Source organism: Paraburkholderia sp. BL10I2N1, from assembly GCF_004361815.1.
Lineage (GTDB): Bacteria > Pseudomonadota > Gammaproteobacteria > Burkholderiales > Burkholderiaceae > Paraburkholderia.
Map to the genome: position 1 here is coordinate 1442091 of NZ_SNWA01000001.1, position 11791 is coordinate 1453881.

The window sequence follows — 11791 nt, forward strand, 5'->3', positions numbered from 1 at the left end:
GGTAACCGGAAGGGCGCGCGGCGGCAGTTACGCCGCTTGGAAAATTCAGCGTACGTAGATCGTGGGACCGGGCGCGTTGGCAGGGAGGAACACTTCGGAGTGTGCGCCATTGCGATCGATGATGATCGAGCGCGGCCGGACTTCGTAGAGTTTCGCGCCCTGCATGATTGCACTGCCGAGCGTGACGGCGCGCGGCGGCTCGCCGCCGGTGCTGATGATGGCTGCGGCGCCTTCCCTGAGTGCGAGGATGCCGAAGAGATGTACGTCCTGATTGGCACTGCGCGTAAGCTGGCCACCGAACAGCGTCTCCGCCTGCTCGATCGAAACCGGCGCGCGCGCAGCCGCAGCCGCGGGTCCGGGCCGATGCGCGGTGAGCGTGACGATCCAGTAGGTGAGCGTCGCGCACAAGACAGCGAAAAGCGCGAGCGACAGGAGGCGGACTTGGAGTGCGTTCATAGGCTTCATTGTACGTATTAATGTGAAATTTGCGTTGAGTTGAAACCCTTCAACTCCATGACATTAAAATGAGCCGCCGGGCGTAGACCAGGCAGGTGGAACGCAGCATGTTCACTGCACCGGGCGTCGCCCGTTGCATCGATACTTTTTCTGGAACGAGGTAGCAAGCTATGCAGATGTGGACCACACGCCGCACTGAAATCTCCGGACTGGGCGCCCGCCGTCAACGCGGGTTCACGTTGATCGAAATCATGGTGGTGATCGCGATTCTCGGCATTCTCGCCGCGCTGATCGTGCCGAAGATCATGAGCCGCCCGGACGAAGCCCGCCGTGTCGCGGCGAAGCAGGACATCGGCACGATGATGCAGGCGTTGAAGCTCTATCGCCTCGACAACGGCCGTTATCCGACCCAGGAGCAGGGATTGCGCGCGCTGATCGAAAAACCGTCGACGGATCCGGTGCCGAACAACTGGAAGGACGGCGGCTATCTCGAACGCCTGCCTAACGATCCGTGGGGCAACGCGTATCAATACCTGAACCCGGGCGTTCACGGCGAGATCGACGTTTTCAGCTATGGCGCCGACGGCAAGCCTGGCGGCGAGGGCAACGACGCGGACGTGGGTTCGTGGCAGTAACTGGCTGACTTCAATGAAGGCGATGCTTCCGATGCCGCGCAGCCGTCCGCGTGCGACCGGTTTTACGCTGCTGGAAATGCTGGTGGTGCTGGTGATTGCCGGCCTGCTGGTGTCGCTGGCATCGCTGTCGCTGACGCGCAATCCGCGCACGGATCTGAACGAAGAAGCGCAACGTCTCGCGCTGCTGTTCGAATCCGCCGGCGATGAAGCGCAGGTGCGTGCGCGGCCCATCGCCTGGCTGCCGCTCGAAGGGGGTTTCCGATTCGATCTGCGCAGCGATGACGGCTGGCGTCCGCTGCGTGACGATCTGCTGGGACCGCGCCACTGGGAAGGTGGCGTAACGGGTGTCGCGATCAGCTATCCCGGTTCGGAGGAGCGTGCCGATCGCGTCGTATTCGGAACGGAAAGCATCGACGCGCCCGTGCAGGTGACGCTGTTTTCGTCCGCGGGGAGCGCGACGATCGTCGGCACGGGTAATGGCCGCTATGAGGTGCGTTGAGATGCGCTGCCGCACGTCGGGTTCGGCTCGCGCCGCGGCATCGCGCGGCTTTACGATGATCGAAGTGCTTGTCGCGCTTGCGATCATCGCGGTGGCGCTGGCGGCGTCGCTGCGTGCGGTAGGCAGTCTTGCGACGAGCGAGGCCGATCTGCACACGCGGATGCTGGCCGGCTGGAGCGCCGACAACACACTCGCGCAGTTGCGGCTTGCACACGCGTGGCCGGAGGTCGGCTCACAGAGTTTCGACTGCTCGCAGGGCAACCAGCAGCTGATCTGCACGGAGCGCGTGAGCGCGACGCCGAACCCGGTGTTTAGGCGCGTCGAAGTATCGGTGACGACGCCTGGGCGTTCCGGCAATCTCGCCCAGATGGTTACGGTGATCGCGAATGAAACCAGCCGGTCGCTGTAAATGCAATGCGGCTCGCCGCGGAGGTCTGCCTCGCCGCGTGCGGGGGTTCACGCTGATCGAATTGCTGGTTGCGATTGCGATCCTGGCGGTGATTGCTGTGCTGTCGTGGCGTGGGCTGGACCAGATCGTACGTGGCCGGCAGATGATTACCAGCGCGATGGAAGACGAACGCGTCTTCGCGCAGCTGTTCGACCAGATGCGGATCGATGCGCGGCAGGCGACCTCGGACGATGAAGCGGGCGAGGCGGCAGTATCGATTGGCGGCAGCGTGCTGCAGATCGTGCGTGCGCTTGATATGCCGGGCACGGCACCGCGGCTGGAGGTTGTGCGGTATCGGATCGCCGATGGACGTGTGATCCGGTATGCGTCGCCGCCGTTAGGGAATGTGGGTGAGTTGCGGCGTGCCTTGCGCGGTGGAGAAAATGCGGACTGGAGCGCGGTGCCGTTGATGGGCGGTGTCGGAGCGATCTCCGCGCGTGCTTATGTGCCGAAGGTCGGCTGGACCGCCCAGATGAATGATGTGCAATCCGCCATCACGCAGAACGACAATAATCTCAAGGTGCCGCAATTGGGGAATGCGCCTTTGCAGCGATCTGTCACCGGGCTTGAAGTGAGCATCGGAGGCAAGGGGTTGGCGCGGCCTGTGACGCGCGTGTTTCTTGTCGGAGAATGATGATGAAGTTTTTTTGTTCTTCGTCTGCGCGGTGCTTTGGTTCGAAGGCACCAAAACTGCAATTCCAGAAAAGAACAAAAACCGCCGGCGCAGCCATCATCACAGCCCTGCTAGTCGTAGCGCTATCCGCGATCCTGGTCTCAGGCATGCTCTGGCGCCAGCAGGTGCAAATCAGAAGAATCGAGAACCAGCGCCTCCTGTCCCAGGCCCAATGGGTAGCAAGGGGCGCGCTAGACTGGACGCGCCTGATCCTCCGTTCTGAGGGCGACACCTCCGCCGGGGTCACTTACCTCGGTGGCATCTGGGGCGTGCCAATCGCAAAGACACGCCTGTCCGACTTTCTGGGCCAGATCGGCGAAGGCGGCGCCGAACAGGGTGCGGAAACCTGGCTGTCGGGATCGATCGAAGACGCCCAGGCCAAATTCAACCTGCGCAATCTCGTCTCGAGTCCGGCGCCCGGCGCGCTCCAGCTGAATATCCAACAGATCGAGGCATTCCAGCGCCTCCTCGCGCTCCTCGATGTCAATGGCCAGCTGGCAAAAAACACCGCAGTCCAGCTGCGCGCGAGCCTCGCGCAATCCGCGACTCGCTTCCAGACGCAGACCACCACCAGCACGACCACGACATTGCAAGGCGGTGCAATCGGCGGCGGCAATTTCACCGACAAACCGGGTCTCGACGACAGCGACGACAACTCCCCCGTCGCGCCGCTCCAGATGACGAGCGTCGACTCGCTGCTCGATGTTCCGGGCTTCACGCCCGAAATGGTCGCGCGCCTGCGCCCTTTCGTGACCGTGCTGCCGACGACTTCGGCCGTCAACATGAACACGGCTCCCGCCGAAGTCATCGCTGCAATTGTCCCGGGGATGAACCTGTCGAGCGCGCAAGCCTTCGTTGCGCGTCGCGCGACGGTGTTCTTTCATAACATCGGTGACGTGCAACTGGCGTTGCAAGGCGCGGGTGTGCAGCTCGCGGCGTTGGACCCGAACCAGCTCGACGTGAACACGAGCTATTTTCTGATTCACGGCCGCGTGCAGCACGAACGCGCGGAAGTGGACCGCACGACGCTCATCTATCGCGATTCACTGACGCACACGACGCGTATCGTGCGTGTGCGCGACCAGCTATGAATAACGTCTTTCCCGGAGAGAGTGGCCTTTGAGCACCCTGATCGTCCTTCTGCCGCCGCGTGACCCGGTGGTGCCTTCGCAGGAATGGCAGTTGCCGGAAATGCCGTTCCTGTTGCTCGACAAGGCGGGCCGCACGCAACGCGCCGGTCGCTCGGCGTTGCCGCTGCTGCCGCGCGCGTCGGCGACCGTGCTGATGGTTGCCGCGCGCGATCTGCTGATGATCGCTGCCACCGTGCCGCCGCTCAAAGGCCCGCGGTTGCGCCAGGCGCTGCCGAACGTCGTTGAGGATCAGTTGATCCAGGATCCGCAGACCTGTCACATCGCGCTCGATCCGCTACCGCTCGCCGGGGGGCAGCAGGTGCTCGCCGTGATCGATCGTGGCTGGTTCCGGTTCATCCTGGAAGGCTTTCATGCAGCCGGTCATCGCAACATTAGCGCGGTGCCGGTTACGCGCTGTCTGCCGGAAGCACTGACCGGCGCGACACTCCCCGCTGAGGCGGCGATCGCCGCGACAGCGCATGCCGGTGCCGATCTGCTGGCGACAGCAGCGGCGGGCGCAGGCTTGGGGGACACACCGGTTGCGCCCGTCGTTGCCGCCGTGCTCGGCGCGGTGGTATCGACGGCCCCGGCGCTGCTCATTGATGCCGCGATGGAAACCGGCGCGCCAGGCGTCGAACTTGCGATCGTGCGCGGCGCGCTGGGCGAAGGGCTCGCCGTGCCGGCGGCCGGCGTTCGCGCGACCCTTGCCGCGCTGGCAGGCACCGCGCCCACTACGCTTTATTCGCTCACGGAGGTGCCCGGCAACGAGCCGCGTCTCGCGTCAAGTGTAGAGGCGCATCTGGGCGGCGCGCAGCCGTTGCCGTTCGAGACGCTGGCGCGCCGCGCGCTCGAATGCCGCTTTGATCTGTGCCAGTTCGAGTTTGCCTCCCAGCCTTGGCGCCTCGACCGTGCGACGCTGCGGCGGCTGCGTGTACCGTTGCTGCTGGCGATTGCCTCGATCGTGGTGGCGATAATCGGTGCCAACCTGCAGTGGCTGATGCTTGCGCGCCAGCGCGATGCCATCACGACGCAGATGACCGAGTTGCTGCTCAACGCCTTTCCGAAAACCACCGTCGTGCTCGATGCCCCCGACCAGATGTCGCGCCAGCTTCAGCAACTGCGCGTCGCGGCGGGTGAGCTGTCGCCGGGCGATTTCCTGTCGCTGGCGGATGGGCTCGCGCGTTCGCTGGGTCCGATTCCCGTGAACGGGCTCGCGGCGCTGGACTATCACGATCGGCACCTCGAAGTGACCTTCAAGCCGGAAGTGAAGGTCGATCCTGATCTGGGCCGGCGCCTTGCGCGCAATGGCCTGAACGGCGCGATCGACAGCAATACGGGCAAGTGGACGATCAGGAACGGACAATGAAAACAGCACTTGCACAGACCTGGGCCGGATTCTGGGACGCGCGCACGACGCGCGAAAAGACGCTGCTGACGTGGGGCGGCGCGGCGGTGGGCGTGGTAGTCGCCTGGTCGGTGCTATGGGCACCCGCGCAGGAAGGCCGCGCGCGTCTGCGCGATACGCTGCCCGCTCTGCAGCGCCAGCTCGCGCAGATGACCGCGCAGGCGAACGAGGCGCGTGCGCTGTCGCCAGCGACTCAGGGTGTGGCGCCTACGGGCGGTGCGCTAAAAGACGCTCTGACGGCCTCGCTCACCGATCACGGCCTTGCCGCGACCCAGGTGCAGGTGCTTGGCAATGCGGTGCAGATCCAGATGAAGAATGCGCCGTTTCCGGCGTGGACCGCCTGGCTCGACGACGCGCGGCGGCAGTTCAAGGTGCAGGTCGTCGAGTCGCACGTGAGCGCACTGAAGGCCGACGGCCAGGTCGATTTGACGGCATCTTTGCAGCCGTCGACAGCCCGATGAACGCGCATCGGCACGAAACCGCATGATTTTCTGGATGCGCCGTTTACGTGCTGCGTTGCCGTGGGCGCTCGTTGCCGCATTGTCGAGCGGCACGGTGTTGCTCGTGATGCTGCCTGCCGCGTTGATCACACCGCAATTCGCGAAGGCCACGCACGGTCACCTGAATCTCGCCGATCCGGCCGGTTCGCTGTGGAACGGCTCGGCGACGTTGATGCTCGCCGCAGGTGACGATCTGTCGGGTGCGACGCTGCTGCCGGGCCGAATCGAATGGCGCACTTCGTTCTGGCCGCTTTTCACAGGCCGCGTGCGTATGCAGATGCGTCAGACCGACGCGATGCCGGACTTCGTTACCGTCGATGCTGCCGCACGAGGCGCGACCATCACTGGCGGCGGCATCGCCGTGCCGGCGTCCTTGCTTGCTGGCCTCGGCGCTCCGTTCAATACGCTCGATCTGCAGGGTGACGTGCGTCTTGCATGGACCGATCTGCGCATGTTTGACAAGCAAGCGTTCGGCAGAATCACCGTCACGCTGAATAATATGAGTTCGCGCGTGTCGCTGGTCAAGCCGCTCGGGTCGTATCAGGTTGTGCTTCAGGCGGAGGGCATGAGATCGACGGTCGATCTGTCGACGCTGAAGGGACCGCTGATGCTCGACGGTCACGGCATCGTGCAGCAGGCGGGGACGTCGTTTCAGGGCACGGCGAGCGCCGCGCCGGAGCAACACGACAACCTTGCGGGGCTGTTGAATCTCCTCGGCCGGCGCACCGGGCCGGACACCGTGGCGCTTACCTTCATTCGTTGAGCGACGGCGCGACGCTCGCGACGATGACATTGCCAGGCATCAAGGGAGGCGGTTACTGCAGTGCCGCCTCCTGATCCATCGCTATTTCTGCGCGGGGTCCGATTTCTGCGCGACCGCCTGCGGTATGGGCGCCGGCGCGGTGACGTCGCCCGTCTCGCGATCCATCTGCGAAGCGTCCCAGCCGCCGCCAAGCGCCTTGACGAGCCCCACCGACGACACCATGCGCTGCCCGGCGATGCTCGCGAGTTTCTGTTCGGCCGTGAACGCGGTGGTCTGCGCGGTCAGCACATTCACGAAGCCGACTGTGCCGGCCTTGTACTGGTTCAGGACAATATCGCGCGCCTGACGGGCCGAATCGACGGCCTGCTGCTGCACGACGATTTCCTGCGCGAGGATGCGCAGCGACGCAAGGTTGTCCTCGACATCCTGGAACGCGGCCAGCACGGTTTGCCGGTAGGCGGCGACGTCCTGGTCGTAGGTCGCGCGGGCGGCGTCGGTCTGCGCCTTGCGCAGGCCGGCATCGAAGATCGTGGCAGCGAGTTGAGGACCGAGCGTCCAGAAGCGCGACGGCACCGTCAGCAACTGCGAGAGCACCGAGCTTTCGAAACCGCCCGTGGCCGACAGCGTCAATGTCGGAAAAAATGCGGCGATCGCCACGCCGATCTGCTCGTTTGCCGCCGCGGCCTTGCGTTCCGCCGACGCGATATCGGGCCGGCGTTCGAGCAGCGCGGAGGGCATCTGCGTGGGCACTGCTGGCGGCGTTGCTACGAGCGGCGACGGCGGAATCGAGAATGTCGAAGCAGGTTCGCCGACCAGTACCGCGATGGCGTGCTCGTCCTGCGCGCGCGCGACGCCGTTTCCGATCGCAGCGGCCTGCGCGGATTGCAGCTGGGTCTGCGCCTGGATCACGTCCGAGCGCGCGACGATGCCCTGCGCGTACTGATTTTGCGTGAGTTGCAGCGAGCGGGTATAGGCCTCGACGGTGTCGTCGAGCAGCTTCTGGGTTGCGTCCAGCGAGCGCAGTGAAAAGTAGGTCTGCGCAAGCGTCGCCTGCGCGGACAGACGGGCGTTGGCCAGATCCGCGGCGGCGCCCTGCTGGCCAGCCTGCTGGGAGCTGACCGAGCGGCTCACCTTGCCCCACAGGTCCGGCTCCCAGGTGGCGTCGAGCTGGAGGTGATAGCTATTGCCGACCGAGCTTGGAAGCGAGCCTGACGTCGAACTCGAGTTGATATGCGATGACGAGCCCTGCCGTGTCGCGCCTGCCGTCGCGCTGATCACCGGGAAATACGCCGCACGTGCTTCGCTGACGAGCGCCCGCGCCTGCCGGTAAGCGGCGGCGAACTGCGCAACGGTCTGGTTCGACTGGTTGAGCTTGTCCTGGAGCGCGTTCAACTGCGGGTCTTTATAGATGGTCCACCACGCGCCGCGATCGTTCTGGTCGGCTGGCTGCGCAACTTTCCAGCCGTCAGCCGCTTCCTTGTACGACTCGGGGACTGAGACCGCCGGACGCTTGTAGTCGGGGCCGACCGCGCAACCGGCAAGTGCAACTGCTAACGTTGCCGCAGCGACGGCGAGCGTGAGTGCACGAGGCGCGGCCGTAAGCGGGCGCGTGGTGTGTTCAAACAGCATGCAATGAATTCCTTTCGGTCCAGCATTCGCGCGACGCAATCGCCGCAAACCGCCGCTGCAGGCGGCCATGCAACGTGCGCGACGCCCGTGATGGTAGCGCACGCCATGCGCTCGATACGGAAAACTGAAAGGGTAATGCGATGGATGCGGAAGGTGTGTTACCGACGTTGTCGAGACGGTTACGTCTCGTTACCGTCGGCCGTGCGCGGCGACTGTGTCTCTAGCTGCGGGCGTCGCAACTCTGGCGAGCCTGCTTTCCCGCAGCGGCTCGGCAGGGCGGCGCATCGGCGCGAGTCTGGCAACTGGAGATGACGGCTGCCGTCCCTTTGGTCGTTGCCGTGGAGGTCACCAACGCGACCGGCACATCGGCGCGTTCGCGTGCGGTGCTGCCGTCGCGACGATTTCCAGCCCATGCGAACAGCAAGACCGCGATCGACCCACCCGGCAAGACGAATATGGCCGCGTACAGCGCCAGCTTCCACCAGCGATGCGGCCCCTGGAAAGGGCAGAGCGCAGAGCCAGTCAGGGAGCGGCCCAGGCCGCCAAGGGTGTTTTTCAGGTACAGCATCGCGGAAATCCTTTTAGCACCGGCGGACGCCGTTGCCGTTCAATCGGTCAGAACATGGTCTCGTGACAGCGCAGATCGCGCGTAACTTATTGCCTGTCATAATATTGACTATGCAATTAAATTTCAAGATACTTTGCGTCATGTCTGATTGACTGTTGTTTTTTGTCGAGGAGACCGATGCAGAATGCGGTTGACTTGCCTGCCCAGGCAGATAAAATTCGACACCCGTTCCCGATGTTTTCTGGCGATTTCCGATGAGCGATGGCCCTTACAATGCCAACGAGATCCGCCTTGAGGCGAGTCTCGGCTATTACCTTTCCAAGGCGCGCAATGTGTTCGCGGAGCGGATGGATCAGGCGGTCGAACCCCTCGGACTCACGTCTTCGCAGATTGCCGTGATCCTCCTGTTGTCATGCGGTCGGGCGCATACGCCGTATGAGCTGTCGCGAGCCATGTCGTACGACAGCGGCTCGATGACGCGGATGCTCGACAGGCTGGAAAAAAAGGGTTTTATCGTACGAACCCGTAGCGATGCCGACCGCCGCATGGTCGAGCTGCAGCTGACGCCACAAGGCGCGGATGCCGCGAAAGTGTTACCGGGCATCGGCGCCACCGTGCTGAACGAACAGCTGCGCGGTTTTTCCGACGCTGACCTCGCAACGCTGATCGATTTGCTTGCCCGCTTCATTGCGAATGGCCCAGCCGGTGACTCAGGATGCTGCGAAGTTGCGCCACCCGCGCCACCCGCCAGTTCATCGGCCGCAGAAAAGAACGAGTAGATAAACGGCGCTTTCTGAGCGCCGCAACACAGGCATTTATCTGTCTGGGCAGAAGGTGTCGAAGCATGCAAGATGCATCGTCAGCGTGGGTTTGACGGGCTGACAAGCATGCCGCGGCAAGCTTTCTGCGCGACACGGAGATCGATACATGACAACTTTGGCAACTGCCGACGCCTCCGCCCCACCCGCTGCACCGGCGCCGCTCGCCGGCGGTATGCTCGCGCTGCTCACCGTGGGTCTTGCGCTCGGCACCTTCATGGAAGTGCTCGATACGTCGATCGCGAACGTCGCGGTACCGACTATTTCCGGCAGCCTCGGTGTCGCGACGAGCGAAGGCACGTGGGTGATTTCGTCGTATTCGGTGGCGTCGGCGATTGCCGTGCCGCTGACCGGCTGGCTCGCGCGCCGGGTCGGCGAGGTGCGGCTCTTTACCCTGTCGGTGCTGCTCTTTACGGTCGCATCGGCGCTGTGCGGCTTCGCGCAGAACTTCGAATCGCTGATCGCTTTCCGGCTGCTTCAGGGGCTCGTCTCCGGTCCGATGGTGCCGCTTTCGCAGACGATCCTGATGCGCTCATACCCGTCGGAAAAGCGCGGCCTCGCGCTCGGCCTGTGGGCGATGACGGTGATCTGCGCACCGATCTTCGGGCCTGTGATGGGTGGCTGGATCACCGACAACTTCACCTGGCCGTGGATCTTCTATATCAATGTGCCGATCGGCCTCTTTTCGGCGACCTGTGCGTTCCTGCTGCTGCGTGGCCGCGAAACGAAGACCACGAAGCAGCGTATCGACGCAGTCGGTCTTGCGTTGCTCGTGATCGGCGTGTCGTGTCTGCAGATGGTGCTCGACCTCGGCAAGGACCGCGACTGGTTCAACTCGACGTTCATCGTCGCGCTGGCGATCATTGCGGTGGTGTCGCTCGCGTTCATGCTCGTCTGGGAAATGACGGAGAAGGAACCGGTCGTCGACCTGTCGCTCTTCAAGGACCGCAACTTCGCGCTCGGCGCGCTGATCATCTCGTTCGGCTTCATGGCGTTTTTCGGCTCGGTGGTGATCTTCCCGCTGTGGCTGCAGACCGTGATGGGCTACACGCCGGGGATCGCCGGCCTCGCAACCGCGCCGGTCGGGCTGCTCGCGCTGGTGCTCTCGCCGCTGATCGGCCGCAACATGCATCGGCTCAACCTGCGGATGGTCGCAAGTTGCGCGTTTCTGGTATTTGCGTTCGTGTCGTTCTGGAACTCGAGCTTCACGCTCGACGTACCCTTCAATCATGTGATCTGGCCGCGGCTGGTGCAGGGGATCGGTGTCGCATGTTTCTTCGTGCCGATGACGACCATCACGCTTTCGAGCGTCCCGGACGAACGGCTCGCGAGCGCGTCAGGCCTGTCGAACTTTCTGCGGACACTTTCGGGGGCGATCGGCACGGCGATCAGCACGACGTTTTGGGAGAACGACACGATCTTTCACCACGCGGTACTGGCGGAATCGGTAAACGCCTATTCGCAGAACACGATTGCCTATCGTGATGCCCTGACGAGTCTCGGCATGTCCGGCTCAGGGGCAACGGCTCAACTGAACGAGATCGTCACGCAGCAGGCCTACATGATGGCGACCAACGACTTCTTCCGGATTTCCTGCGTCGCGTTTCTTGTGCTGGCGGGCCTCGTCTGGATCACGAAGCCGCGCAAAGTCGGCGGTCCGTCCATAGGGCACTAGCCTCTTTCGCCGCCGCGAGCGGTTGCGGCGCGGCGACGAAGCGCCGGCTACTGGGAGACAGGCTCGCCTGTCGAAGACGGACGGGCCGATTGAGCGCCCGCTGTATCAGTGGGGTTTGCTGCAGAAGGAGCGGACGCCGGTGACTGCGGTGTAACACCCGCTGCAGTGCCTCTCACGAACTGCTTGAAATCGGCTCCCGCTTTCCATGGATTCGGTTTGCAGCCGAGCGAACTATCGCAGTGCGCGGCGAAGCCGATCGTTGCGGTGCCGTCGCTATTGGGTGTCAGCGTGATCTGGTACGCAAGCGCGCGTTTGCCGCCATCGGGCCCGGCGGTCTGGATCAGCGTATCGCTGACGGTTTGCACATCATAGGTTGACACCTGTGTGACCCACGCCTGCGCGCGCTTCCACCACAGATCGCATTGGGCCTTGTTCGCGCAGGTAAGCGGTGCGGTCGCGATCTGCATCGTGTCGGGGTCAACCTGGCCGCGTGTCGAGCACCCCGCGGCCAGCACGCATAGCACAGCCACCAGACCTTTTTTCATCGCGTAGCTCCATGCCACCGTTGCGCGTCGGGTCCATTTCATCGCGG

The 11791-nt window shown here is 63.9% G+C and carries 14 protein-coding genes; 10 read left to right on the plus strand and 4 right to left on the minus strand.

The annotated features are described in order from the left end of the window. Window positions 1-45 precede the first annotated feature (45 nt). Entirely contained in the window at window positions 46-456 is a 411-nt protein-coding gene (locus tag B0G77_RS06750) for a type II secretion system protein N (RefSeq protein WP_133661416.1), read from the minus strand. A gap of 170 nt (window positions 457-626) precedes the next feature. Between B0G77_RS06750 and gspG the strand changes: the two genes are divergently transcribed. The 8 genes from gspG to B0G77_RS06790 are packed head-to-tail and all read left to right on the plus strand — an operon-like array spanning window position 627 to window position 6509. Further along, window positions 627-1091, plus strand: coding sequence for a type II secretion system major pseudopilin GspG (gene gspG, locus B0G77_RS06755; RefSeq protein WP_133661417.1), 465 nt, complete (start codon window positions 627-629; stop codon window positions 1089-1091). A 13-nt stretch (window positions 1092-1104) separates the two neighbouring features. Further along, window positions 1105-1590, plus strand: a complete 486-nt coding sequence (locus B0G77_RS06760) for a GspH/FimT family pseudopilin (RefSeq protein ID WP_243750945.1) — start codon at window positions 1105-1107, stop codon at window positions 1588-1590. 1 nt (window position 1591) lies between these two features. After that, window positions 1592-1999 (plus strand): type II secretion system minor pseudopilin GspI, encoded by a 408-nt coding sequence (gene gspI, locus B0G77_RS06765; protein WP_133661419.1) that lies wholly within the window; start codon window positions 1592-1594, stop codon window positions 1997-1999. A 37-nt stretch (window positions 2000-2036) separates the two neighbouring features. Next, window positions 2037-2672, plus strand: coding sequence for a prepilin-type N-terminal cleavage/methylation domain-containing protein (locus B0G77_RS06770; protein WP_243750946.1), 636 nt, complete (start codon window positions 2037-2039; stop codon window positions 2670-2672). Between the two features lie 2 nt (window positions 2673-2674). Beyond that, the gene (gene gspK, locus B0G77_RS06775) at window positions 2675-3802 is read left to right on the plus strand and encodes a type II secretion system minor pseudopilin GspK (RefSeq protein WP_133661421.1); all 1128 of its coding nucleotides are present in this window, start codon (window positions 2675-2677) and stop codon (window positions 3800-3802) included. A 28-nt stretch (window positions 3803-3830) separates the two neighbouring features. After that, window positions 3831-5207, plus strand: coding sequence for a type II secretion system protein GspL (gspL, locus tag B0G77_RS06780; protein WP_133661422.1), 1377 nt, complete (start codon window positions 3831-3833; stop codon window positions 5205-5207). Further along, the gene (locus tag B0G77_RS06785; protein ID WP_133661423.1) at window positions 5204-5707 is read left to right on the plus strand and encodes a type II secretion system protein M; all 504 of its coding nucleotides are present in this window, start codon (window positions 5204-5206) and stop codon (window positions 5705-5707) included. The genes gspL and B0G77_RS06785 overlap by 4 nt, the downstream gene beginning before the upstream one ends. 22 nt (window positions 5708-5729) lie before the next feature. Further along, window positions 5730-6509 (plus strand): type II secretion system protein N, encoded by a 780-nt coding sequence (locus B0G77_RS06790; RefSeq protein ID WP_133661424.1) that lies wholly within the window; start codon window positions 5730-5732, stop codon window positions 6507-6509. Between the two features lie 81 nt (window positions 6510-6590). On the opposite strand, the gene B0G77_RS06795 is transcribed toward B0G77_RS06790, so the two are convergent. After that, the gene (locus B0G77_RS06795) at window positions 6591-8138 is read right to left on the minus strand and encodes an efflux transporter outer membrane subunit (protein WP_133661425.1); all 1548 of its coding nucleotides are present in this window, start codon (window positions 8136-8138) and stop codon (window positions 6591-6593) included. Between the two features lie 220 nt (window positions 8139-8358). Then, entirely contained in the window at window positions 8359-8706 is a 348-nt protein-coding gene (locus tag B0G77_RS06800; RefSeq protein WP_133661426.1) for a hypothetical protein, read from the minus strand. A 254-nt stretch (window positions 8707-8960) separates the two neighbouring features. Here B0G77_RS06800 and B0G77_RS06805 point away from each other — a divergent pair, with 254 nt between their 5' ends. After that, the gene (locus tag B0G77_RS06805; protein WP_133661427.1) at window positions 8961-9485 is read left to right on the plus strand and encodes a MarR family transcriptional regulator; all 525 of its coding nucleotides are present in this window, start codon (window positions 8961-8963) and stop codon (window positions 9483-9485) included. A gap of 148 nt (window positions 9486-9633) precedes the next feature. Beyond that, window positions 9634-11199: a DHA2 family efflux MFS transporter permease subunit gene (locus B0G77_RS06810; RefSeq protein ID WP_133661428.1), complete on the plus strand. Its 1566-nt coding sequence runs from the start codon at window positions 9634-9636 to the stop codon at window positions 11197-11199. A gap of 47 nt (window positions 11200-11246) precedes the next feature. Here the strand turns inward: B0G77_RS06810 and B0G77_RS06815 are convergent, their stop codons facing one another. Then, window positions 11247-11744 carry a hypothetical protein gene (locus B0G77_RS06815; RefSeq protein WP_133661429.1) on the minus strand — a complete coding sequence of 166 codons (498 nt, stop codon included), beginning with the start codon at window positions 11742-11744 and terminating at the stop codon, window positions 11247-11249. Window positions 11745-11791: the final 47 nt, after the last annotated feature.